The 23760-nt window shown below is 62.6% G+C and carries 20 protein-coding genes; 16 read left to right on the forward strand and 4 right to left on the reverse strand.

Annotated features, from left to right (window positions below):
• The first annotated feature begins 142 nt into the window (after window positions 1-142).
• Both VV088_RS21990 and VV088_RS21995 read left to right on the forward strand, forming a co-directional pair.
• Window positions 143-1021: an MBL fold metallo-hydrolase gene (locus VV088_RS21990; RefSeq protein ID WP_334602790.1), complete on the forward strand. Its 879-nt coding sequence runs from the start codon at window positions 143-145 to the stop codon at window positions 1019-1021.
• Between the two features lie 14 nt (window positions 1022-1035).
• A complete protein-coding gene (locus VV088_RS21995; protein WP_334602791.1) occupies window positions 1036-4059 on the forward strand; it encodes a glycoside hydrolase family 2 TIM barrel-domain containing protein in 3024 nt (1007 codons plus the stop codon).
• A gap of 52 nt (window positions 4060-4111) precedes the next feature.
• Here VV088_RS21995 and VV088_RS22000 read toward each other — a convergent pair whose 3' ends face one another.
• Genes VV088_RS22000 through VV088_RS22010 form a run of 3 tightly spaced genes read right to left on the reverse strand, consistent with a single transcriptional unit; the run spans window position 4112 to window position 7704 of the window.
• Window positions 4112-5548: a TrkH family potassium uptake protein gene (locus VV088_RS22000; RefSeq protein ID WP_334602792.1), complete on the reverse strand. Its 1437-nt coding sequence runs from the start codon at window positions 5546-5548 to the stop codon at window positions 4112-4114.
• The gene (gene trkA / locus VV088_RS22005) at window positions 5545-6933 is read right to left on the reverse strand and encodes a Trk system potassium transporter TrkA (protein WP_334602793.1); all 1389 of its coding nucleotides are present in this window, start codon (window positions 6931-6933) and stop codon (window positions 5545-5547) included. Before trkA ends, VV088_RS22000 begins: the two co-directional genes overlap by 4 nt.
• 57 nt (window positions 6934-6990) lie before the next feature.
• A complete protein-coding gene (locus VV088_RS22010; RefSeq protein ID WP_334602794.1) occupies window positions 6991-7704 on the reverse strand; it encodes a hypothetical protein in 714 nt (237 codons plus the stop codon).
• A gap of 279 nt (window positions 7705-7983) precedes the next feature.
• On the opposite strand from VV088_RS22010, the gene udp reads away from it, so the two are divergent.
• The gene (gene udp / locus VV088_RS22015) at window positions 7984-8757 is read left to right on the forward strand and encodes a uridine phosphorylase (protein WP_334602795.1); all 774 of its coding nucleotides are present in this window, start codon (window positions 7984-7986) and stop codon (window positions 8755-8757) included.
• A 48-nt stretch (window positions 8758-8805) separates the two neighbouring features.
• Here the strand turns inward: udp and VV088_RS22020 are convergent, their stop codons facing one another.
• Window positions 8806-9729, reverse strand: a complete 924-nt coding sequence (locus VV088_RS22020; RefSeq protein WP_334602796.1) for a hypothetical protein — start codon at window positions 9727-9729, stop codon at window positions 8806-8808.
• 194 nt (window positions 9730-9923) lie between these two features.
• On the opposite strand from VV088_RS22020, the gene VV088_RS22025 reads away from it, so the two are divergent.
• From VV088_RS22025 to VV088_RS22085, 13 genes are all read left to right on the forward strand, one after another.
• Window positions 9924-11168 carry an adenosylhomocysteinase gene (locus VV088_RS22025; RefSeq protein ID WP_334602797.1) on the forward strand — a complete coding sequence of 415 codons (1245 nt, stop codon included), beginning with the start codon at window positions 9924-9926 and terminating at the stop codon, window positions 11166-11168.
• Window position 11169: 1 nt separating this feature from the next.
• On the forward strand, window positions 11170-11673 hold the full coding sequence (locus VV088_RS22030) for a GreA/GreB family elongation factor (RefSeq protein WP_334602798.1): 504 nt from the start codon (window positions 11170-11172) through the stop codon (window positions 11671-11673).
• A gap of 199 nt (window positions 11674-11872) precedes the next feature.
• Window positions 11873-12778: a 3-hydroxyacyl-CoA dehydrogenase family protein gene (locus VV088_RS22035; RefSeq protein WP_334602799.1), complete on the forward strand. Its 906-nt coding sequence runs from the start codon at window positions 11873-11875 to the stop codon at window positions 12776-12778.
• Window positions 12779-12958: 180 nt separating this feature from the next.
• Window positions 12959-13978: a UDP-glucose 4-epimerase GalE gene (gene galE, locus VV088_RS22040; RefSeq protein ID WP_334602800.1), complete on the forward strand. Its 1020-nt coding sequence runs from the start codon at window positions 12959-12961 to the stop codon at window positions 13976-13978.
• Between the two features lie 15 nt (window positions 13979-13993).
• On the forward strand, window positions 13994-14917 hold the full coding sequence (locus VV088_RS22045) for a nucleotidyltransferase family protein (protein ID WP_334602801.1): 924 nt from the start codon (window positions 13994-13996) through the stop codon (window positions 14915-14917).
• Complete coding sequence (locus tag VV088_RS22050; protein WP_334602802.1) at window positions 14917-16032, forward strand: phosphotransferase enzyme family protein; 1116 nt, start codon at window positions 14917-14919, stop codon at window positions 16030-16032. The genes VV088_RS22045 and VV088_RS22050 overlap by 1 nt, the downstream gene beginning before the upstream one ends.
• 17 nt (window positions 16033-16049) lie before the next feature.
• Entirely contained in the window at window positions 16050-16889 is an 840-nt protein-coding gene (locus VV088_RS22055; protein WP_334602803.1) for a PocR ligand-binding domain-containing protein, read from the forward strand.
• Between the two features lie 200 nt (window positions 16890-17089).
• Complete coding sequence (locus tag VV088_RS22060; protein ID WP_334602804.1) at window positions 17090-18373, forward strand: ABC transporter substrate-binding protein; 1284 nt, start codon at window positions 17090-17092, stop codon at window positions 18371-18373.
• A gap of 146 nt (window positions 18374-18519) precedes the next feature.
• Window positions 18520-19482: a carbohydrate ABC transporter permease gene (locus VV088_RS22065; RefSeq protein WP_334602805.1), complete on the forward strand. Its 963-nt coding sequence runs from the start codon at window positions 18520-18522 to the stop codon at window positions 19480-19482.
• Window positions 19479-20339, forward strand: a complete 861-nt coding sequence (locus tag VV088_RS22070; RefSeq protein WP_334602806.1) for a carbohydrate ABC transporter permease — start codon at window positions 19479-19481, stop codon at window positions 20337-20339. Before VV088_RS22065 ends, VV088_RS22070 begins: the two co-directional genes overlap by 4 nt.
• Before the next feature lie 66 nt (window positions 20340-20405).
• The gene (nagB, locus tag VV088_RS22075) at window positions 20406-21152 is read left to right on the forward strand and encodes a glucosamine-6-phosphate deaminase (protein ID WP_334602807.1); all 747 of its coding nucleotides are present in this window, start codon (window positions 20406-20408) and stop codon (window positions 21150-21152) included.
• On the forward strand, window positions 21149-22276 hold the full coding sequence (nagA, locus tag VV088_RS22080; protein WP_334602808.1) for an N-acetylglucosamine-6-phosphate deacetylase: 1128 nt from the start codon (window positions 21149-21151) through the stop codon (window positions 22274-22276). The genes nagB and nagA overlap by 4 nt, the downstream gene beginning before the upstream one ends.
• Before the next feature lie 283 nt (window positions 22277-22559).
• Complete coding sequence (locus VV088_RS22085) at window positions 22560-23750, forward strand: ABC transporter ATP-binding protein (protein WP_334602875.1); 1191 nt, start codon at window positions 22560-22562, stop codon at window positions 23748-23750.
• Window positions 23751-23760 lie beyond the last annotated feature (10 nt).

Consider the following 23760-nt stretch of genomic DNA (forward strand, 5'->3'; position numbering starts at 1 on the left):
TTTTTGATGGGATCAAAGGGCAGGGCTTCTTTTGCCCTGGGGAGGAGAGCGGCCTTCCGGCGGCTCCTCTCCGGCTGGACATCCGGTCCGCTTCATGGTACACTACAGAGAAGCGGCAGGACCATAGACGGGAGGTTTTTTGATGTACGAATTGATTCAGGTCTCCGGGCGGAGCTGCTACATCCAGAGCCCGGCCAAGATCGGGCTGGTGAAGCTGGAGGGGCAGGACGTCTGTCTGATCGACAGCGGAAACGACAAGGACGCCGGGCGCAAGGTCCGGCAGCTGCTGGACGCCAACGGGTGGCGGCTCACGGCGATCTACAACACCCATTCCAACGCCGACCACATCGGCGGCAACAAGTATCTGCAGGGGCAGACCGGCTGCAGGATCTACACGCCGGGGATCGAGCGCGCCTTTACCTGCCGCCCGATTTTGGAGCCCTCCTTTTTGTACGGCGGCTATCCCTGTCGGGAGCTGCGGCACAAGTTTCTCATGGCCCAGGAGAGCGATGCGCTGGAGCTGACGCCGGAGTGCCTGCCCGAGGGCTTTTCGGTGCTCCCCCTGCCGGGGCACTTCTTTGACATGGTGGGCTTCCGGACGCCGGATGATGTGGTCTATCTGGCGGACTGCCTGACCAGCCGGGAGACCTTGGACAAGTATCAGATCAGTTTCCTTTATGACGCCGCCGCCTATCTGGATACGCTGGAGAAGGTGAAGCGCCTCCAGGCCAAATGGTTTGTTCCGGCCCATGCGGAGGCGTTGGAGGATATATCGGAGCTGGCCCAGTACAACATCGACAAGGTGTTGGAAACGGCGGACCGGATTGTGGAAGCCTGCCGGGAACCCCGCAGCTTTGAGGCGGTCCTGCAGAAGCTGTTTACCGACTGCGGGCTGACGATGAATTTTGAGCAGTACGTCCTGGTGGGGAGCACGGTCCGGTCCTATCTGGCCTGGCTGAAGGACTCCGGCAGGCTGGACGCTCAGTTCGAACAAAATATGCTGCTCTGGCGGCAGGTATAGAGGAGGGACAGCCTATGATCGTGCCCAGACATTACGAAAACTTGCGCGTTCTGCATGAGAACACCATGCCGCCCCGGTCCTACTTTATCCCGGCCCCGCCGGGACAGGAGGTCCTCCCGAGGGAGCGGGAGCGGTCCGGCCGGCTGCAGCTGCTCAGCGGCCGCTGGCGGTTTCGGTATTTCGAGAGCATCTACGGCCTGACCGAACCCTTCTTCCGCTGGAACGGGGAGGCCAGCGGCTTTCAGGAGGTGACGGTGCCGGGGATGTGGCAGAGCTATGGCTGTGACGCCCACCAGTACACCAACATCCGGTACCCCTTTCCCTTCGACCCGCCCTGGGTGCCCCAGGACAATCCCTGCGGGGCCTATTTGCTGGACTTCCTCTACGAAGAGGACCCGGACGCGCCTGCGGCCTTCCTGAACTTTGAGGGGGTGGACTCCTGCTTCTATGTGTGGCTCAACGGGGACTATGTGGGCTACAGCCAGGTGTCCCACTCCACCGCGGAGTTTGACGTGACCCGGTACCTGCGCGCCGGGCGCAACACCCTGGCCGTGCTGGTGCTGAAGTGGTGCGACGGCAGCTACCTGGAGGACCAGGACAAGTTCCGCATGAGCGGCATGTTCCGGGATGTCTATCTGCTCAAGCGCCCCCGGGAGGGTATTTTTGACTACTTTGTCCGCACGGAGCTGGGGGAGGGGACCGCAGCGGTCAGCATTCAGCTGGAGTATTTCAGCAAAGCAGTCCCCGTCACAGCGGTCCTGCTGGCCCCGGACGGCCAGGTTCTGGCCAAGGGGCCGGCGGAGCGGAACGGCCAGATCCGGCTGGAGGTAAACGATCCGGCGCTGTGGAGTCCGGAACACCCCGATCTGTATACGCTGCGGCTGGAGACCGAGGGGGAGACCATCACCGACCGGGTGGGATTTCGGGAGATCCACGCTGCGGACAGTGTGGTGTACGTCAACGGCGCGGCCATCAAGTTCCGGGGGGTCAACCGCCACGACTCCCATCCGGAGAAGGGCTTTGCGGTCTCCCTGGAGGATATGGAGCGGGACCTGGTGCTGATGAAGCGGCACAACTTCAACGCCATCCGCACCAGCCACTACCCCAACGACCCCCGGTTCTGCCAGCTGTGTGATGAGTACGGCTTTTTTGTGGTGGCCGAGGCGGATGTGGAGGCCCACGGTCCCTGGATGCTCTACTACCAGGACGGCAGCGACCAGACCAGGGGGGACCGGTGGAACGAGAGGATTGCCGACCACCCGGACTTTGTGGAACCCATCTGTGACCGGGTGCGCCGGTGCGTGCAGCGGGACAAAAACCGGCCCTGTGTTGTGATCTGGTCCATGGGCAACGAGAGCGCCTACGGCCGGGCCTTTGAGGAGGCGCTCCGGTGGACGAAGGAGTTTGACCCCAGCCGCCTGACCCACTATGAGAGCGCCCTGTACCACGGGGACAAGCGGCGCTATGACTTCTCCAATCTGGATCTGTACAGCCGCATGTACCCCTCCCTGGCGGAGATGACGGCCTATCTGGAGGCGGGGCCGGACAAGCCCCTTCTCCTGTGCGAGTATTGCCATGCGATGGGCAATGGTCCCGGAGACCTGGAGGACTACGCCCAGCTGTTCCGCAGGCACCGGGAGCTGTGCGGCGGCTTTGTGTGGGAGTGGTGCGACCACGGGGTCAGCCGGGGCCCGGCCCCCAATGGGAAGGCCATGTACTGGTATGGCGGCGACCACGGCGAGGCAGTCCACGACGGGAATTTCTGCATGGACGGCCTGGTGTTTCCGGACCGCACCCCTCACCCCGGCCTGCTGGAGTACCAGAACGTCCACCGTCCGGCCCGCGCCCGGCTGGGGGAGGACGGGGCGGTCCGGCTGACCAATGAGCTGGACTTCACCGATCTCAAGGAGGCCATCACCATCCAGTATGAGGTCCGGCAGGACGGCCGGGTGACCGAGTCGGGACTGGCGGACTGCCCCTCCATCCCGCCCCACCAGGAGGGGAGGCTGTCCCTGAAGTGGAGCGGCCCGGTCCGGGGGCAGGGGTACCTGCGGCTGATCTACCGGCAGCGGACGGACGCCCCCGGCGTTCCGGCGGGCTGCATGCTGGGCTTTGACGAGCTGCTCCTGAGCGGCGACATCAACCAGACCGTGCTCCGCCTGATGGACAATCCGGTCCTCTCCAGCGGGAGCGTGGAGGTCATAGAGGATGACGCCGCCCTGGTGCTGGAGGGGGAGGGCTTCCGTTACCGCTGTGACCGGCGCACCGGGCTGTTTTCCGGCCTGAGCCGGGGCGGCAGGGAGCTGCTGGACCGGCCTATGGAGGTCAACCTCTGGCGGGCCCCCACGGACAACGACCAGTACCTCAAGCTGGAGTGGCAGAAGGCCCGCTATGACTGGGCCTCCGCCCAGGCCCGGGAGACGGTCTGGGAACCCCTGGAGGGGGGCGTCCTGATCCGCAGCCGGATGTCGGTGGGCGCGCCCTCCGTGCAGCGGGTCCTGACGGTGGAGACGGTGTGGGTGGTCTGGGCAAACGGGACGGTCGACATGGACATGTACGTGCGGCGGGAGCCGGAGTTCCCCATGCTCCCCCGGTTTGGCCTGCGGCTGTTCCTGAAGGAGGCCATGGACCAGGTGGAATACTGCGGCATGGGCCCCTGGGAGAGCTACCGGGACAAGCACCGGGCCTCCTGGCACGGCCTGTTCCAGAGCCCGGTGGCCCAGCTCCACCAGGACTACCTCCGTCCCCAGGAGAACGGCAGCCACTTTGACTGCGGCTATGTGACCGTGCAGGGGGGCGGCCTGAAGCTGACCGCGGTGTCCGAGACGGCCTTTTCCTTCAACGCCTCCCTCTATACGCAGGAGGAGCTGACCCAAAAGGCGCACAACTACGAGCTGGAGCCCTCGGGCAGCACGGTGCTGTGTCTGGACTATGCCCAGAACGGCATCGGCTCCAACAGCTGCGGCCCGAAGCTTCTGCCCCAGTACCGTCTGGACCGGAAAGAATTCCGCTTCCGGCTCCGGCTGATCTGCGGCTGACGCAAAAAAACGAGCCTCCCCCAGGGAGGCTCGTTTTTGGTTTGTCCCAGTCTTAAACCTTCCTCCAGGTGGAGGGGCTGAGCAGCACCAGGATGGGGAAGATCTCCAGACGTCCGATGATCATGCACAGCGACATGACCCCCTTAGACAGGGTGGAGAAGGCGGCGAAGTTGCCGCTTGGGCCGATGGCCTCCAGGCCGGGACCCACGTTGCTGACGCAGGTGAGGGCGGCGCTGAAGGAGACGGCAAAGGAGCAGCCGTCCAGGGAGATGATGAGGGCGGCGGCGAAGATGGTGGTGACGTAAGCGCCCAGGAAGACCAGCAGAGTGTGGAGGGTGGCCTCGCTCACCAGCTTGCCGTCCAGCTTGACCACCTCGACGGAGCAGGGGTGGGTGATGCGGTGGATTTCCCGGCGAATCCCCCGGAGCAGGAGCAGAACCCGGGAACACTTCATCCCGCCGCCGGTGGACCCGGCGCTGGCTCCGCAGAACATGAGCAGAATGATGATCACCTGAGAAAACTGGGGCCACAGCACGAAGTCCGCCGTGCCGAAGCCGGTGGTGGAAATGATGGCGGCCACCTGGAAGGCGGCGTAGCGCAGGCTGTCACCAATGTGATCGTACACGCTCAGGTTGAAAAGGGTGATGATTGCGGTCGCCCCCACCACGACGGACAGGAAGAAGCGCAGCTCGTCGCTGGCCAGGGCCTCCCGCCATTTTCTGGTGAGCAGCAGAAAGTAGACCGCAAAGTTGATGGAAAACAGCAGCATGAAGATGGTGATGATCACGTCGATGGCCACGCTGTCGTAGGCCCCCACGCTGGCGTTCCGGTTGGAAAAGCCGCCGGTGCCCGCAGTGGAGAAGGCGTGGATCAGGGAGTCGTACAGGGGCATGCCCGCGATCTTCAGGCAGACCACCTCCAGGGCGGTGAGGGCGAAATACATGGAGTAGAGAATCTTGGAGGTCTGGGACTGCTTGGGCACCAGCTTGGAGAACACCGGTCCGGGCGTCTCCGCCTGGGTGAGGTAGTGGGAGCGGATGCCCAGCTTGGGGAGGATGGCGGTGGCCAGCACCAGCACGCCCATGCCGCCCAGCCAGTGGGTGAAGGCGCGCCAGAACAGGATGCCCTTGGGCAGGGACTCGATCTCGGGCAGGATGGTGGAGCCGGTGGTGGTGAAGCCGGAGCAGGACTCAAAGATGGCGTCCATGGGGGTGGCGAACCAGCCGGAGAAGAGGAAGGGCAGCGCACCCACCAGTCCGGTGAAGATCCAGATGAGTCCCACCGCCACAAAGCCCTCCCGGGTGAAGAAGGTGTGCCGGGCGGGGAGGGCGGACAGGCCGAAGCCGGCCGCGGCCACCAGCGCGATGGCCAGCAGGAAGGGGAGGGGGTCCTCCCGGTACAGCAGGGTCACCACCAGCGGGACGGCCAGGGCGGCGGCCTCCAGCAGCAGCACCCGTCCTACCAGCTTCAAGACAAGCTTTATGTTCATGCTCCGGCCCCTCCCGTGATGGACTCGGAGCGGTAGATGTCGTTCAGGTCCAGCACGCCGCCTCCCCGGGCGATGATGATGACCCGGTCCCCCTCCTGCAGGAAGGAGGAGCCCTCGGGAATGATGATGTTGTTCTTCCGGACGATGACGGCCAGCAGCACGCCGGGGCGAAGCTTCAGCTCCTTCAGCGGGACGCCCAGGTAACGGGTAGCCGGTCCTACGGTGAACTCCATTGCCTCCGCGCCGCCGTCCGCGATGCGGTGGAGGGAGTTCATCACGCTGCCCTGGGAGTTCTGCAGGCCGCGCACCACGTGGACGATGTTGGAGGCGGTGACAAATTTGGGGGAGATGACGCTGTCCAGGCCCAGCGAGCGGACGATGCCGGCATAGTTCTGCCGGTTGCACTTGGTGATGACCTTTTTGATCCCCTGCTGCATGGCATACAGGGAGATGATCAGGTTGTCCTCATCCCGGTCGGTGAGGGCCACGAAGGCGTCGCTGGCGGAGAGGTTCTCCGATTCCAGCAGCTCGGAGTCGGTGCCGTCCCCGCAGATGACGGTGACCCGGGGGAACTGCTCGCTGATCAGGCGGCATCGCTCCTCGCTGCGCTCGATGATTTTCAGGCGGATGCCCATCCGGTCCAGGGTGCTGGCCAGGTACATGGACACCTTGCCGCCCCCGATCAGAAACACCTGCTTCACCTTGGGAGCGTAGCGGCCCAGCTGCCGGAAGAACTGGTCCAGACTGTCCGGACGGCCCACCATGTACAGCTTGTCCCCCGCCTTGGGGACAAAGGAGCCGTTGGGGATGGAGACGTCCCCCCCCCGGTCCACGGCGCAGAACAGCAGCGACAGCTTTTTCACCTGGGCGGGCAGGGCGTAGAGGGGGGAGTCGATGAGAAAATCCCCCTCCTGCAGGCGGAAGCCCATCAGCTCCACCTTGCCCCGGCAGAAGGTCTCGATGTTGGCGGCGGAGGGGAAGCGGAGCAGGCGGGAGATCTCCACAGCGGTGGAGTTCTCCGGGTTGATGGCCATGTCGATCTTTAGGTTGCGGCGCAGCTCGGCCAGGTTGGCGGTATACTCGGGATTGCGGATTCGGGCGATGGTGTATTTGGCGCCCAGGTCCTTGGCGGTGAGGCAGCACACCATGTTGACCTCGTCGGCGTTGGTGGCGGCCACCAGCAGGTCGGCCTTGTCCACCACCGCCTCCCGCAGGGCGGCGGCGGATACGCCGTTGCCCCGGACCGTCATGATATCCAGCTGGTCGCCGGCCCGGCGCAGAGCCTCCTCGTCGTTGTCCACCACGGTGACGTTATGCTCCTCCTTCACCAGCTGTTCCGCCAGGGAGAAGCCCACTTTTCCACTGCCTACAATGACAATATCCATAGGTTGAACGGTCCTTTCCGATTTCAAATCAAAAAAGCGGCGGCGCTGCTTTTTTGATCAGATTGTCCACTCTCCGTGGACGATGCCGACCAGATACCAGAGGTCTCCCTCCGCCTGAAAGACCAGCTTGAGCGAGGACCAGTCCAGGCCGTCGTTCACCGGGTCGGCGGAGGGGTAGCTGAAGTCTACAAAGCGGCAGCCGTCATAGACCTCAGTGAGGTTTTCCAGGGCGTTGCCGCCGGTCATGATACGGTCCACCCCGATCTCCGGGACCTGGGTGTAGTCCCGGTCGTAGACGTACCGCTCAAAGTATTGGAGGATGGTCATCTGAATGGGGTCGCCCCGGCCGTCCTCAAAGCCCCAGGTGTACACGCTTTGATTTTGCGCCAGGTTCTTGATCTGGTCGGCGGTGAAGTTCAGGTCGCTGTCCGGGTCCACGGTGGAGTAGGGGGTGAAGGTCACCCCGCGGCTGGGGTGGACGTAGGCGGCCAGCGTGGTCCAGTTCTGCTGCTGAATGGCGCGGCAGACGGCGCAGGCGGAGCCCAGCAGGGGGAAGTTGTCCTCCAGGTCCAGGGTGTCTGTGCTGACGGAGGAGCTGGCAGAGCCGCTGGTCTCCGGCTGGGAGACGCCGGGCGGAGGCGTGAAGTTATTGGGCGTGCTGTTGAGCACAGCGGGCGTGTCGCCGCCGCTCAGATTAATGGGCAGCAGAACGCCCACCAGCAGCCCGATGACCAGGGACAGGATACAGGGAAAGATCAAAAAACGTTTCAAGGTTGGGGCCTCCTTCAGGGGATCAACAGGCGATCAGGCGATCCTTGTACCCCTACATTATAGGCCGAAATGCGGCAAGATGCAAGAAGAACAAAGGCCCGGAAAAATCAACGGAAGAATTTTGTGCATTTTGCCGAAACCTGTTGGCCGCTTTGGAGAACGGCAGGAGAAATTATAATATATGCGCCGGAAAAGGTCAAGCTGAAACACAGGGGGCCTTGAAAGAGGGGGGCTTTTATGGTAAAATAACACAGAATTATGATCGGGGAGGCGGTCCATATGAATGAACAGGCACGGGAGAAACAGTTTCATATTCAATGCGCCCAGGGGGAGGTGGGGGGATACTGTATCCTCCCGGGAGACCCGGGCCGGTGTGAGGCCATCGCCAGACGCTTCGACAGTCCGGTCCACGTCCAGACCAACCGGGAGTACGTCACCTGGACCGGGACCCTCCTGGGGGAGCCGGTGAGCGTGGTGTCCACCGGCATCGGCGGCCCCTCCGCCGCCATTGCTATGGAGGAGCTGGCCAATTTAGGCGTCCACACCTTTGTCCGGGTGGGGACCTGCGGAGGGATTGATCTGTCCGTCCAGAGCGGCGACGTGGTGGTGGCCACCGGAGCGGTCCGCATGGAGGGGACCAGCCGGGAGTACGCCCCCATTGAGTGGCCCGCCGTCCCCGATTTCGGGGTGGCCTCGGCCCTGGTGGAGGCGTGCAGGACCCTGGGCTGCTCTTGGCACGCCGGGGTGGTCCAGTGTAAGGACTCCTTCTACGGCCAGCACTCCCCCTCCCGGATGCCGGTGAGCTATGAACTGGAGCAGAAGTGGGAGGCGTGGAAGCGCCTGGGGGTGCTGGCCTCCGAGATGGAGTCCGCCGCCCTGTTCACCGTGGCGGCAGCCCGGAAGGTGCGGTGCGGCTCGGTGTTCCACGTCATCTGGAACCAGGAGCGGGAGGCCGCCGGCCTGGACCAGAAGGAGAGCCACGACACCGAGGCCGCCATCACCGTTGGGGTGGAGGCGCTGAACATTTTGATCAAACAGGACCGAAGGAAGTAAACGCGGTTCGTGCAAGGAAAAAGCCTCCCTCTCTGAGGGAGGCTTTTTTTACTGCACGTGGCTGTGGTTGTTGATGTGATTGGCGCAGTAGCAGTAGTAGCCGTTGCACTTGGAGCAGTAGCGGAACTCCATGTTGGGGTCGTCCTGGTCGGTGACGCCGCAGACGGCGCACTTATGGAGATATCCCCGCCGCTCCCGCAGCTCCTTTTGGGCCTTTTTGAAGTTGATGGTCTGGGCGGAGGTCCGGTGCCTGACCTGAGCGCGCTTGTAGCCCAGCGTGTTGATCAGGTCCTCCCAGAAGAAGATCAGGTAGTTGAGGATGGCCACGATGGGCATCAGGGCCCACAGCCACTGGCCGGACATCAGCGGGGAGACGATGGCGTAGCCAAAAAAGACCAGGTCAATGAGGGCCAGCCACTTCACCTTCAGCGGGATGATGCCGTACAGGTTGACCTGCATGTCGGGGTACAGGGTGGCGAAGGAGAAGAACAGGGACATGTTTACGTAGTACATGTTGGCGGTTTCTACATAGTAGCCCAGCAGCGCCCCCGTGGCCCGGAAGGGGAAGGACAGGTAGAGGATCATGCCCGCCGCGATGTTGAACAGAACGCCCAGGCCGTAGAACACGGTAAAGCGGGTGGACCCCCATTGGCGCTCCAGGGAGGTGCCGATCCAGTAGTAGAAAAAGGTCATGAGGGCGAACAGGAAGGTGCGCCCGAATATGGTCTGGGAGAGCATGGACTCCCCGCCCACCGGCAGGGGAGCGAAGACAAATGTAATCAGCCGCCAGATCTGTCCGCGCAGGATCAGCTCGGGGTAGAAGCTGACAAACTGGGAGAGCATCCCCTGGGTGACCATGTCGCCCACAAAGACGATCACGTTGCCCACCGCAATATACTTGATCAGATCCGGGATGCCCAGATTGGGGTGCTTGCTGCAAAATTCGGAAATCCAGCGAGAAAGCGTTTTCAAGGCAAAATCCTCCTCCGGTTCAATTCGTAACCTTCATTGTACCCGTTTTTGCCGGGAAAGTCTACAGCTAAAGTGTGAACAAATTGTGGCGGCTCCCTGGAAAATGCCTCTTTCCCTCGCCTGAAAAATGTGCTAAGATAGGGCTGACACCGAATTCCCCATACAAATGGGAGCACCAAACAGGGAGGAATACCATGAGCATCGTCAAAGATATGTCTCTGGCCCCGTCGGGCCATCAGAAGATCCAGTGGGTGCGGGACTTTATGCCCGCCCTGTCCGGCATTGAGGAGCGGTTCCGCCGGGAGAAGCCCTTCGCCGGGCTGACCATCGCCGTATCCGTCCACCTGGAGGCCAAGACCGCCAATCTGGGGCTGGTCCTCCGGGAGGGGGGCGCGGAGGTCCATCTCACCGGCTGCAACCCCCTGTCCACCCAGGACGACGTGGCCGCCGCGGTGGCTGACTCCGGGGTGGCCACCTACGGGGTCCACGGGGTGAGCATGGAGGAGTATGAGAACCTCCTTGTCGAGACCCTGAAGTGCCGCCCCCACCTGATTGTGGACGACGGCGGCGACCTGATCAATCTGCTGGGGGGCAAGTGCGCCCAGTACGGCGACCGCCTGATCGGCGGCTGCGAGGAGACCACCACCGGCATCCACCGCCTCTACGCACGCCAGCGGGAGGGCATTCTGCCCTGTCCCATGATGGCCGTCAACGACGCCAAGGCCAAGCACTACTACGACAACAAGTACGGCACCGGCCAGTCCACCTGGGACGCCATCATGCACACCACCAACCTGATCGTGGCGGGCAAGACCGTGGTTGTCGCGGGCTACGGCTGGTGCGGCAAGGGCATCGCCATGCGGGCCAAGGGCATGGGAGCCAATGTGGTGGTCACCGAGGTGGACCCCTTCAAGGCCCTGGACGCCACCATGGAGAACTTCCGGGTGATGTCCATGGACGAGGCCGCCAAGATTGGCGACATCTTCGTCACCGCCACCGGCTGCAAGGACGTGATCGTGGAGCGGCACTTCAAGATGATGAAGAACAACGCCGTGCTGTGCAACTCGGGCCACTTCGACTGCGAGGTGGACGTGGCCGCCCTGCGGGCCATGGCGGCCGAGACCTTCCCCCGCCGCCAGAATATCGAGGGCTTCCGCCTGCCCGACGGCCGGGTGCTCAACGTGCTGGCCGAGGGCCGTCTGGTCAACCTGGCCGGGGGCAACGGCCACCCGGCGGAGATCATGGACATGTCCTTCGCCGTCCAGGCCCTGTCCCTGGAGTGGCTGGCCAAGCACCGGGAGGGACTGGAAAAGAAGATCTACCTCGTCCCCGACGAGATCGACGACCAGATCGCCCGGGTGAAGCTGGCCGCTATGGGGTTGTCCATCGACGCCCTTACCCAGGAGCAGAAGGCATATCTGGCGGGGTGGGAAGGGTAACATGCACAACGAACTGACCAGAACCGACATCAAAAAGATGCAGGAGGAGCTGGACTACCGGCGCATCACCCTCCGTCCCCAGCTGCTGGAGGAGGTCAAGGTGGCCCGGGGCTTCGGTGACCTGAGCGAGAACTTTGAGTACAAGGCGGCCAAGCAGGAGAAAAACAAAAACGAGAGCCGCATCCGCTATCTGGAAAACATGATCCGGACCGCCAAGGTCATTGACGGCCGCTCCGCTGCCGGCGAAGTGGGCCTGTATGACAAGGTGACCATCTGGCTGGAGGAGGACCAGGAGGAGGAGACCTGGCAGGTGGTGACCACCGTCCGGCAGGACGTGCTCAACGGCCTGATCAGCAAGGAGAGTCCCATGGGTTCCGCCCTGCTGGGAAAGAAGGTGGGGGAGCGGTTTTACGTCCAGGTCAACAAGGAATACGGCTACTACGCGGTGGTCCGCTCCATCGAAAAAGGGCAGGATGACGGCTCCGCCGGGTTGAACAGCTTCTGACCTTTTTGAGGGAATTGCAAGAAAAAACGTGGCGATGAGCCTTCCGTCTCCACGTTTTCTCCAAATGGCAAGATTTGCAGATTTTAGGCTCATTTATGCGGAGACCTGCGTCCGTTGATATGCTATGATAGGCCCAGTTGAACCCCGCAGCTGGAAGGGCGGGACAAAAAGAAACAGGAATGAAAAGGAGTATGCAAATATGGCGATTCAGAATATTTTTGTCGTAGGCGCCGGTCTGATGGGCAGCGGCATCGCTCAGAATGCGGTCACCAGCGGTTACAGCGTTACCCTCAACGATCAGCGGCAGGAGGCCCTGGACCGGGCCAGGGCCAACATCGAAAAGGCCCTGAACCGGGAGGTGGAGAAGGGCCGCATGTCCGCGGAGGACCGGGACGCCGCTCTGGCCCGCCTGGTCTTTGACGCCACCCTGGAGGGCGCGAAGAACGCCGACCTGGTGATCGAGGCCATCATCGAGAACCTGCAGGCCAAGCAGGCGGTCTTCGCCTCCCTAGAGAACATCTGCCCTGCTCACACCATCTTCGCCTCCAACACCTCCTCCATCTCCCTCACCGCCCTGGCCGCCGCCACCAAGCGGCCCTCCCAGGTCGTGGGCATGCACTTTTTCTCCCCCGTGCCCCGGATGAAGCTGTGCGAGGTCATCTTCGGCCTGCTCACCACCCAGGAGGTGCTGGCCGCCGTGAAGGAGGTGGGCGAGAAGATGGGCAAGACCCTGATCCAGGCCGACGACAAGCCCGGATTCATCGTCAACCGCGCCCTGCTGCCCATGCTCAACGAGGCCTGCGTTATCGTGGGCTCCTACATCGGCTCGGTGGAGGAGATGGACAACGGCATGAAGCTGGGCTGCAACCACCCCATGGGTCCCCTGGAGCTGGCCGACATGATCGGCCTGGACATCCTCCTGGACGTGATGACCACCATGGAGAAGGAGATCGGCTCCAAGTACGCCCCCTCCCTGCTGCTGCGCAAGCTGGTGGTGTCCGGCTTCCTGGGCCGGAAGAGCGGCGCCGGCTTCTATACCTACGAAAACGGCAAGAAGATGGGCGTCAACCCTGTCCTCACCCACTTCCAGAGCCTGGCACGATAAACTGCACAGACCGGGACCGCCCCAGGGCGGCCCCGGTTTTTCTTTGCTGTAAATAAATTCAAGCGAACGGACGATTTTCCAGATTATTAGTGAAATCGTCTATTTTAATTTTGTGGTCCAGGCGCTACAATAGGGATACCAGACAATCTGCATCACTATTTATATAAAGGAGCGGTTTTTATGTCCATTCTTGTCTGCGGCGGCGCGGGCTATATCGGCAGCCATACCTGCGTGGAGCTGATCAGCTCGGGCTATGACATTATCGTGGCCGATAACCTGTACAACGCCAGCGAGGAGGCCCTCCGCCGGGTGGAGAAGATCACCGGGAAGCAGGTCCCCTTCATCAAGGCCGAGCTGTGCAGCGAGACTGAGGTGGAGGCCCTCTTCGCCCAGCACCCCGGCATCGACGCGGTGATCCACTTCGCCGGGCTGAAGGCCGTGGGCGAGAGCGTGTCCAAGCCTCTGGAGTATTACTCCAACAACCTGATCAGCACCCTCTACCTGCTGCAGGCCATGCGCCGCCACGGGGTGAAGAACTTCGTCTTCTCCTCCTCCGCCACGGTGTACGGCGACCCCGCCTCCGTCCCCATCCGGGAGGACTTTCCCACCGGCGGCACCACCAACCCCTACGGCACCTCCAAGCTGTTCCAGGAAAAGATGCTCATGGACATCTGCGCCGCCAGCCCTGAGCTGAACGTGGCCCTGCTGCGGTACTTCAACCCCATCGGCGCCCATGAGTCCGGCCTCATCGGTGAGGACCCCAACGGCATCCCCAACAATCTGGTCCCCTATATCGCCAAGGTGGCGGTGGGCCAGCTGGAGAAGGTCCACGTCTACGGAAACGACTACAACACCCCCGACGGCACCGGCGTGCGGGACTATATCCATGTGGTGGACCTGGCCAAGGGCCACGTGGCCGCCCTGAAGAAGCTGGACTCCGGCTGCGGCCTGTTCGTGTGCAACCTGGGCACCGGCAAGGGCTACTCCGTGCTGGACGTGCTCCACGCCTACGAGAAGGCCTGCGGCCACGCCCTGCCCTATGTCATCGAGGCCCGCCGCCCCGGCGACATCGCCGCCTGCTACGCCGACCCCGCCAAGGCCCGGGACGAGCTGGGCTGGGAGGCCCAGCTGGGCATTGAGGAGATGTGCGCTTCCTCCTGGAAGTGGCAGTCCTCCAATCCCAACGGTTATAAAGGTTAAGGAGGAAGCAGAACTGTGAACAAGCCTGTTTTGGTCATCATGGCCGCCGGCATGGGCAGCCGGTATGGCGGCCTGAAGCAGCTGGACCCGGTGGGAAACCACGGCCAGCTCATCATCGACTACTCCATCTTTGACGCCCGCCGTGCGGGGTTTGAGACGGTGGTATTTGTCATCAAGCCGGAGATCGAGGCCGATTTCAAGGCCGCCATCGGAGACCGGATTTCCCGGGTCATGGACGTGAAGTACGCCTATCAGCTGAAGGAGGACCTGCCCGAGGGGTACACCGTCCCCGCCGGGCGGACCAAGCCCTGGGGCACCGCCCACGCCGCCCTGGCCGCCCGGAAGCTGGTGGACGGTCCCTTCGCCGTCATCAACGCCGACGACTACTACGGCCCCGAGGCGTTTCGGGAGATCTACGAGTACCTCGCCGCCCACCCCGACGGGGACCTCTATGAGTACGTCATGGTGGGCTACCTGGTAAAAAACACCGTCACCGAAAACGGCACCGTGGCCCGGGGGGTGTGCGAGGAGACGGAGGACCACTGCCTCGCCCAGGTGGTGGAGCGCACCAAGATCGAGAAGGGCCCGCCCCCCCGCTTCACTGAGGACGACGGGGCCACCTGGACCCAGCTGGACGAAAACGCCATTGTGTCCATGAACATGTGGGGCTTCAACCGCAGCTTTTTGGACGAGGCGCTGGCCCGGTTCCCCGCCTTTCTGGACCAGACCCTGGCGGAGAACCCGGAGAAGGGGGAGTATTTCCTGCCCACGGTGGTCAGCCAGCTCATCAACGAGGGCAAGGCCCGGGTGAAGGTGCTGCGCAGCGCCGACAAGTGGTACGGGGTCACCTACCGGGAGGACAAGCCCACGGTGGTGGCCGCCATCGCGGAAAAGACCGCGTCCGGGCTCTACCCCGACCAGCTGTGGGAGGTGAAGTGATGGTCCCGGCAGAACAGACCCTTTCGGAGGTGCTGGACGCCTTTGACTTCGGCGCGCCTGTGGTGGGAGCCATCCGCTACGGCCACGGACATATCAACGACACCTTTGTGGTCCATACCCAGCCCGAGAACTGCTGCTGCCGCCGGTTTATCCTCCAGCGGATGAGCGCCGCCGCCTTCAAGCGGCCCGACCAGCTGATGGAGAACATCATCGGCGTCACCGAGTACCTGGGCCGGCAGGTCGCCGGGCGCGGCGGCGACCGGAGCCGGGAGGCCATGGAGGTTCTCCGGCCCAAAAACGGCCAGCCCTACTACACCGACAGCCAGGGGGGCGCCTGGCGGCTGTACCCCTTTGTGGAGCACACCGTCTGCTACCAGACGGCGGACACCCCGGAGCTCTTCGCCGCCTCCGGCCGGGCCTTTGGCCGGTTCCAGCAGCTGCTCCGGGACTACCCCGCCCAGACGCTCCATGAGACCATCCCCAACTTCCACAACACCGAGGACCGGCTGAACAAATTCAAGGCCGCCGTGGAGGCCGATCAGCTGGGCCGGGCGGCGGGCTGCCAGCCCGAGATCGACTTCGTCCTGGCCCGTCAGGCCGACTGCTCCGTGGCTCTGGACGCCATGCGGGCGGGCAAGCTGCCCCTTCGGGTCACCCACAACGACACCAAGCTGAACAACGTCCTCATGGACGAGGAATCCGGCGAGGGGGTGTGCATCATCGACCTGGACACCGTCATGCCCGGCCTGGTGCTCTACGACTTCGGCGACTCCATCCGCTTCGGGGCCAACCACTCCGCCGAGGACGAGACCGACCTGTCCAAGGTCAACCTGGACCTGGATCTGTTCGCCGCCTACACCGCCGCCTTCCTGGAGGGCGCCGGGGGCTCCCTCACCGGCGAGGAGATCGCCTGCCTGCCCTGGGGGGCCAAGCTGATGACCCTGGAGTGCGGGATGCGCTTCCTCACCGACTACCTGGAGGGGGACGTCTACTTCCACATCGCCCGGGAGACCCACAATCTGGACCGCTGCCGCACCCAGTTCAAGCTGGTGGCCGATATGGAGGCCCACTGGTCTGAGCTGGAGCGCATCGTCAACCAGTACCGCAGCAAATAAGCAAGGAGGAAACCAGGTTGGACATTCTGTTTGACGAGGAGCAGCTGCTTCAGCTGGTCACCAACCTCTACGTCCTCACCGGGCTGACCGCCAACATCCTCGACCCCCAGGGACGGGACATCCACCTGTTCAAGGACCACCCGCCCTTCTGCCGGGCGGTCAACGACCTGCCGGAGGGCCATCAGCGGTGTGTGGACTGCGACATGTGGAAGGTGCGCAACTATACCGCGGAGAAGGGCTTTCAGCTCTACCGCTGCCACGCCGGCATCTGCGAGGCGGTCATGCCCCTCTACGACAAAAAAAATCCGCTGGCCTACCTGATCTTCGGCTGCTACCTGGACGACTCCCCCATCGAGGCCCAGTGGGAGCGCACCCGTCCGCTGATGGCCTGGTGGCCCCAGGGGCCGGACGCGCTGAAGGACGCTTTTTTTCAGTTCCGCCAGTATTCCTCCCAGGAGATCCAGGCTTACGCGGAGACGTTGGAGGCCCTGTCCGCCTACATCCGCCTGAAGGGCATGATCCTCACCACTGAACAGACCGACGCCCAGCGGCTGGAGCTGTTTCTGGACCAGCACTATATGGATAAGCTGTCCCTGGCCTCCATCTCCAAGCAGCTGCATATCGGCCGCACCAAGCTGTGCGCCCTGGCCAAGGAGCTGTCCGGCGGGCAGACGCTGTCCTACCTTATCGCCCACCGGCGCATCAACGCCGCCAAGCGCCTGCTCCTCCAGAGCAACATGCCCATCTCCGCCGTGGCGGAACAGGTGGGCATCAGTGACTACAACTATTTTTCCAAGGTTTTCCGCTCCATGACCGGCACCACCCCCAGCGCCTTCCGGAAGAAGGTGCGGGGCTGAAGTGGGGCTTGCGGAGCGGCTCCGGGACAAAAATCGTACGACCTTTCATTGGTTTGTACGATTTTTCTATAAATTGTACTTTACACACTATGATTCACACAATGAACAAGTATAATTAAATTCAATCAGATGTATTTGTGGATTATTTCTATACGTCTGACCGGTTCATAGGGAAAAATCAACAAAGAAGGAGAATGAAAATGAAGAAGATCCTTGCGACTGTTCTTGCCAGCGCCATGGCGCTGGCACTGGCCGCCTGCGGCGGAGGCGGCACCAGCACGCCCAGCACCTCCGGCTCCGGCTCCGGCGCCCCCGCCCCCTCCACTGGCGGCGACAAGACCGCCATCAGCGCCATTGTGGCTGAGTACGGCCAGAACACCAAGCAGTGGTGGGCCGACTTCCAGAACGAGTTCAACGCCAGCCATGACGACATCGACCTGACCGTGGAGGTCGTCTCCTGGAACGACATCTCCACCGTGGTCACCACCCGCATCACCGGCAACGCCGCCCCCGACATCCTGAACATCGACCTGTTCGCCGCCTATCAGGACGAGGGCCTGCTCCTCCCCGCCAAGGACTATGTCTCTGACGAGACCTACGCCAAGCTGTACCCCGCCTTCCTGGACCAGTCCGTGGTGGACGGCACCGTGTGGGCCATCCCTGATCTGGCCTCCGCCCGCGCCATGTACTACAACAAGGACATCCTGGACGCCGCCGGCGTGGAAGTGCCCACCACCTGGGACGAGCTGAAGGCCGCCTGCGAGAAGATCAAGGCTTATGACCCCAACATCTACCCCTGGGGCATCGACATGACCACCGATGAGGGCCAGGCCGCTGCCGCTTACTACATCTGGAACAACGGCGGTGACTTCACCGACGCCGATGGCAATTGGACTCTGAACAGCGACAAGAACGTGGAGGCCATTGAGTTCGCCATCGACCTGGTCAATTCCGGCCTGACCAACACCGACCCCGCCAACGAGACCCGCTACAACCTGCAGGACCTGTTCGGCGCCGGCCAGCTGGCCATGATGATCGGCCCCAACTCCATCCCCACCTATGTGGCTGACGGCGGCTACACCGTGAACTACGGCTTCGCGGCCATTCCCACCAACGGCGGCAACGCCTCGGTCTCCGCCGGCGTTATGGACCGCTTCATGGTCTTCGATAACGGCTACACCGACGAGGAGCTGGCCGCCATCACCGAGTTCTTCGACTACTTCTACGACGACGCCCGCTACTCCGCATGGGTGCTGATGGAAGGCTTCCTGCCTGCCACCTCCGCCGGCGGCGAGATCGTGGCCAAGGAGGACCCCTCCATGGCTCCCTGGGTGGACATCGTGGGTTCCTGTAAGTTCTACCCCGTGGCCAAGGCCGAGTGGGACGACGTGAAGACCGGCATCATCCACGTGGAGCAGGAGGCTCTGCTGGGCGGCAACGTCAAGGAGCTGCTGGACGGTCTGCAGGCTGAGATCGCCGGCTGATCTCCCCCTATAGCCAAGCAAACGACCGTGGGGCCGGGCCAAAACGGCCCGGCCCCCATCCTCTTCCAGCCGTTTTCCAAGGGCGATGCGCCCGCCGCCCTTGGAAAGCGGCCGGAAGACGCTCAATGATTTAAGGAGGTGTCTTCGTGAATACCAAAACCCCGGCAGCTCCCCCGGTCCAGAAGGCGGCAAAAGCGGCCGAACCCCGTCTGCCCAACCCCGGGAGCAAAAAGCTCTTCCGCACCATCGAGCCCTATATCTGGATCGCCCCCAGCGTCATTCTGATGGCCGTCTTCATCCTGGCCCCCATCCTCTCCGTGTTCCAGCGGTCCCTGAACAAGGTGAGCCGGACGGGCCAGCTCCGGGGCTTCAACAACTTTGAAAACTTCACCAAAGTCCTGAAAAGCCCCACCTTCACCCTGGTGCTGAAAAACACCATCGTCTGGACCATCGCCGTGGTGGTGATCTCCACCGTGCTGGGCTTCATCCTGGCCCTGATCCTGAACAATGAGTTCAAGGGGCGCAAGGTCGCCCGTGCGATCGTGGTCTTCCCCTGGGCCACCACCCTGGTCATTCAGGCCAGCGCCTGGAATTTTATCATCAATACCGACTACGGCACCCTGAACACCCTGCTGATGAAGCTGCACCTCATCAGCGCGCCGGTGAACTGGACCCCCGACCCGGCAGCCTACTTCGCCTGGGAGATTGCCTGCGGCATCTTTGTCACCATCCCCTTTGTCTGCTTCTGCGTCCTGTCCGGGCTGCAGAGCATCGACGTCTCCTACTACGAGGCCGCCACTGTGGACGGGGCCGGCTACTTCCAAAAGCTGTTCAGCATCACCCTGCCCCTGGTCAAGTCCTCCCTGACGGTATCCACCGTGCTGAATATCATTTACGTCTTCAACTCCTTCCCCATCATCTGGACCATGACCAAGGGCGACCCGGCCAGCCGGACCGACACCCTGGTCACCTACCTCTATAAGCTGGCCTTCTACAACTCCAAGCCGGGCGAGGCCGCCGCCGTGTCGGTGATCGGCTTCATCATCCTGTTGATGTGCGCCAGCGTGTACATGATCTACACCCTGCGGAAAGGAGATGGCGACCTATGACAAAAAAGCCGGTTTCCATGAAGAAAACGATCCTGCGCCTGCTGCTCTACTTCGTGGTGCTGGACGTGTGCGTCATCACCCTGTACCCCTATTTCGCCATGCTGTGCACCGCCCTGAAGGGCCGGTCTGAGATCTTTGCCAGCATCGCCCTGGGCCAGTCCACCATCCTGCCCGTCACCACCCTCTGGTCCAACTTCATCGACATTTGGAGCCGGGCCCCCATGGCCAAGTACCTGACCAACTCCATCCTCATCGCCAGCGGCTCCACCGTGATCGCCATGCTGTGCGGCATCCCCGCCGCCTACGCCCTGGCCCGGATGAAGTTCAAGGGACAGACCGCCTTTCTGGGCTTTGTCATCGTCTCCCAGATGTTCGCCCCGGTGGTGCTGCTGGTGGGCATCTATCAGGTCATGGTGAAGCTGGGCCTGACCGACAGCATCCTGGGCCTGATCTTCATCAACGCCGCCTTTAACCAGGCCTTCACCATCTGGCTGCTGCGGGGCACCTTTATGGGCATCTCGGCGGATATGGAGCAGGCCGCCACCATCGACGGCTGCAACCGGGTTCAGTCCATGATGAAGGTGCTCCTCCCGGTGGCCGCCCCCGGCATTGTCACCACCCTGATCTTCATCTTTATCAACGCCTGGAACGAATACACTGTGGCCCTGTGCCTCATTCAAACCGATACCCTCAAGCCCCTTACCGTGGGCATCAACACCTTCAACGGCTACAATATCATCGAGTGGCAGTACCTCTTTGCCGCCTCCATCTTCGCCATCATCCCAGTGGTCATCCTCTTCATGTGCATCGAGAAGAACCTGGTCAGCGGCCTGGCCTCCGGCGGCGTGAAGGGCTGACAATTTCGGCACAATCATGTCTTGCAAAACCACGTCAGCTATATTAAAATAAAGGAGTAATGTATCATGAGAATGTTCTGTGAAAAAGACTACGAGGCCATGAGCCGCCGCGCCGCCCAGGTGATTGCCGCGGAGATTACTCACAACCCCGCCTGCGTGCTGGGTCTGGCTACCGGCTCCACCCCCGAGGGCGCTTACCGCTATCTGGTGGACTGGTATCAGCAGGGACTCATCAGCTTTCAGGACGTCCTGTCCGTCAACCTGGACGAGTACAAGGGCCTGGAGCCCAGCCACGACCAGAGCTACCGTTACTTCATGCAGAGCAACCTGTTCGACCATGTGGACATCGTTCCGGAGAACACCCGGGTGCCCGACGGCCTGGCCGCCGATCCCGACGCGGAGTGTGCCCGGTACGACGCCTATATCCGCTCCCTGGGCTACGCCTCTCTTCAGCTGCTGGGCATTGGCCGCAACGGCCACATCGGCTTTAACGAGCCCGGCGACTGCTTTGTCAAGGAGACCCACGTAGTGGACCTGACCGAGAGCACCATCGACGCCAATGCCCGCTTCTTCGCCAGCCGGGACGACGTGCCCAAGCAGGCTCTGAGCATGGGCATTGGGGCCATCATGGGGGCCAAGAAGGTTCTGCTCTGCGCCAGCGGTGAGGAGAAGGCGGAGGCCATCTACAACTCCGTCTGCGGGCCCATCACCCCCAAGTGTCCCGGTTCTATCCTCCAGCTCCACCCCAACGTGGTCCTGGTGGGAGATGAGGCCGCCCTCAGCAAGCTGATTGCCGCCGGGGTGGTCAAATGAGGATCACCGGTGGTCAGGTCTTCGACCTGGAACAGGGCTTTGTCCAGCGGGACGTCTGCACCAACGGTCTCTTGATCACGGAGGCCAGCGGGGACGATACCGTCCTGGACGCCTCCAGGTGCTATGTCATCCCCGGGCTGGTGGACGTCCACTTCCACGGCTGCGTGGGGGAGGATTTTTCCGACGCCACCCCGGATGGCCTGCAGAAAATCGCTGATTTTGAGCTGTCCCAGGGGGTCGCCTATCTCTGCCCCACCGGCATGACCCTCCCCGAGGACCAGTTGACGGCCATCTGCAGGACCACCGCCGCCCACCGGAGCAAAAACTCCGGCGGAGCCGAGGTGGTGGGCGCCCATCTGGAGGGCCCCTTCCTCTGCATGGCCAAGAAGGGGGCGCAGAACGGCGACTACCTCCACGATCCCGACCCTGCCATGCTCAAGCGCCTGCAGGAGGCGGCGGAGGGCTGCGTCAAGCTGGTCACCCTGGCTCCGGAGCAGCCCGGGTCCATCGAGTTTATCCGGGCGGCGGCGGAGCTGGGCATCCACGTCTCCGTGGGCCACACCGTCGCCGGCTATGAGACGGCCAAGGCCGCCTTTGAGGCGGGGGCTGATCACGCCACCCACCTGTACAACGCCATGCCCCCCCTGGCCCATCGGGACCCCGGCGTCATTGGCGCGGCCTGGGAGGTCCCCTCCGTCAAGGCCGAGCTGATCTGCGACGGTATCCATATCCACCCTGCGGTGGTGCGCCTCACCTTCGGCCTGTTCGGGAAGGAGCGGATGATCATCATTTCCGATTCCCTCCGGGCCACCGGGATGCCCGACGGCGAGTACCCCTTCGGCGGACAGATGATCGAGGTCCACGGCAACCGGGCCACCATTCTGGGCCACCCGGAGACTTTGGCCGGATCGGTCACCAGCCTGATGGGCTGTCTCCGCCAGGCGGTTTCCTTCGGCATCCCCATGGCGGACGCCGTCCGGGCCTGCACCTACAACCCCGCCCAGTCCATCGGCATTGATGGCCGGGCCGGTACCCTGGACGTGGGGAAGGAGGCCAGCATTGTGCTGCTGGACCAGGAAGACCTGTCCATTCAAGCGATTATTTTCAAGGGACAGGCGGTATAAATCTGTTGGAATGGGCGGGTCCGCCCGCCTTTCCAAATATAATCCAAGGGCCGGGCTGCTACTCCATCTCGGACCCGGACCGCTGGCCAGAGGGCTGTCCAGGCAGCCTTAAGGGCGGACGGTCAAGATCCTAAATAGCTCCCGGCACCAAAACAAAAGGAGGAAAACATCCGCTGCGGCTTGCGGTGCAGCAGTGTGGAGACCTGCTGCAAAGTCCCTGAAGACTATGCTGCTCCAGGGCGAGGTGGAGGAGGCGGAGGCCGCTCCATCAAAGCCGAATGTTATGGCAACTCTGAACCTGAAGAACATCCAGAAGATCTACCCCCACAGCAACGACCAGAAGAAGGCCAAGAAGAAGAAGGGTGAGCCCGAGAAGAAGACCAACCTGCAGGTGACCGATCAGGGCGTGATCGCCGTCCAGTCCTTCAACCTGGACATCAAGGACAAGGAATTCATCGTGCTGGTCGGCCCCTCTGGCTGCGGCAAGTCCACCACCCTGCGCATGGTGGCCGGCCTGGAAGAGATCTCCGGCGGTGAGCTGTACATCGACGGCAAGCTTGTCAACGATGTGGAGCCCAAGAACCGGGACATCGCCATGGTGTTCCAGAGCTACGCTCTGTATCCCCACATGACGGTGTATGAGAACATGGCCTTCCCCCTGAAGCTGCGCAAGATGGACAAGGACGAGATCGACCGCCGGGTGAAGGAGGCCGCCGAGATCCTGGACATCACCCAGTATCTGGACCGCAAGCCCAAGGCTCTGTCCGGCGGCCAGCGCCAGCGTGTGGCCATCGGCCGCGCCATCGTCCGCGAGCCCAAGGTGCTGCTCATGGACGAGCCGCTGTCCAACCTGGACGCCAAGCTGCGCAACCAGATGCGCGCCGAGATCATCAAGCTGCGCCAGAAGATCAACACCACCTTCATCTACGTCACCCACGACCAGACCGAGGCTATGACCCTGGGCGACCGCATCGTCATCATGAAGGACGGCTTCATCCAGCAGATCGGCACCCCCCAGGAGGTCTTTGACCACCCCGCCAATCTGTTCGTGTCCGGCTTCATCGGCATGCCTCAGATGAACTACTTCAACGCCAAGCTGGTCAACGAGGGCGGCAAGTACGCCGTGGTCGTGGAGAACTGCAAGGTGGTCCTCTCGGACGAGAAGCAGAAGAACCTGGCGGCTCACAAGGTGCAGCCCCAGGACATCACCCTGGGCGTCCGTCCCAGCCACATGGTGCTGGCCAAGCAGCCCGGCAACACTCTGTCTGCCACCATCGACGTGTCCGAGCTGATGGGCAGCGAGATCCACTTCCACGCCAATGCCAACGGCAAGGACGTGGTGGTCATCGTGCCCACCATGAACGCTGAGGGCGAGCGCATCGACTCCTACCACGCCGGCGACAAGCTGAACCTGACCTTCAGCGGCAACGTCTGCCACATCTTCGACAAGGACGGCAAGAATCTGGAGTTCTAATCCTTCCTCC

The organism is Lawsonibacter sp. JLR.KK007 (genome assembly GCF_036941135.1).
GTDB lineage: Bacteria > Bacillota > Clostridia > Oscillospirales > Oscillospiraceae > Lawsonibacter.

What these genes read in the sequence shown, in the direction of transcription:
- VV088_RS21990 (WP_334602790.1), top strand. Translation starts at nt 143, where the DNA reads ATGTACGAATTGATTCAGGTCTCCGGGCGGAGCTGCTACATCCAGAGC.
- VV088_RS21995 (WP_334602791.1), top strand. Translation starts at nt 1,036, where the DNA reads ATGATCGTGCCCAGACATTACGAAAACTTGCGCGTTCTGCATGAGAAC.
- VV088_RS22000 (WP_334602792.1), bottom strand. Translation starts at nt 5,548, where the DNA reads ATGAACATAAAGCTTGTCTTGAAGCTGGTAGGACGGGTGCTGCTGCTG.
- trkA (WP_334602793.1), bottom strand. Translation starts at nt 6,933, where the DNA reads ATGGATATTGTCATTGTAGGCAGTGGAAAAGTGGGCTTCTCCCTGGCG.
- udp (WP_334602795.1), top strand. Translation starts at nt 7,984, where the DNA reads ATGAATGAACAGGCACGGGAGAAACAGTTTCATATTCAATGCGCCCAG.
- VV088_RS22025 (WP_334602797.1), top strand. Translation starts at nt 9,924, where the DNA reads ATGAGCATCGTCAAAGATATGTCTCTGGCCCCGTCGGGCCATCAGAAG.
- VV088_RS22030 (WP_334602798.1), top strand. Translation starts at nt 11,170, where the DNA reads ATGCACAACGAACTGACCAGAACCGACATCAAAAAGATGCAGGAGGAG.
- VV088_RS22035 (WP_334602799.1), top strand. Translation starts at nt 11,873, where the DNA reads ATGGCGATTCAGAATATTTTTGTCGTAGGCGCCGGTCTGATGGGCAGC.
- galE (WP_334602800.1), top strand. Translation starts at nt 12,959, where the DNA reads ATGTCCATTCTTGTCTGCGGCGGCGCGGGCTATATCGGCAGCCATACC.
- VV088_RS22050 (WP_334602802.1), top strand. Translation starts at nt 14,917, where the DNA reads ATGGTCCCGGCAGAACAGACCCTTTCGGAGGTGCTGGACGCCTTTGAC.
- VV088_RS22060 (WP_334602804.1), top strand. Translation starts at nt 17,090, where the DNA reads ATGAAGAAGATCCTTGCGACTGTTCTTGCCAGCGCCATGGCGCTGGCA.
- VV088_RS22070 (WP_334602806.1), top strand. Translation starts at nt 19,479, where the DNA reads ATGACAAAAAAGCCGGTTTCCATGAAGAAAACGATCCTGCGCCTGCTG.
- nagB (WP_334602807.1), top strand. Translation starts at nt 20,406, where the DNA reads ATGAGAATGTTCTGTGAAAAAGACTACGAGGCCATGAGCCGCCGCGCC.
- nagA (WP_334602808.1), top strand. Translation starts at nt 21,149, where the DNA reads ATGAGGATCACCGGTGGTCAGGTCTTCGACCTGGAACAGGGCTTTGTC.
- VV088_RS22085 (WP_334602875.1), top strand. Translation starts at nt 22,560, where the DNA reads ATGGCAACTCTGAACCTGAAGAACATCCAGAAGATCTACCCCCACAGC.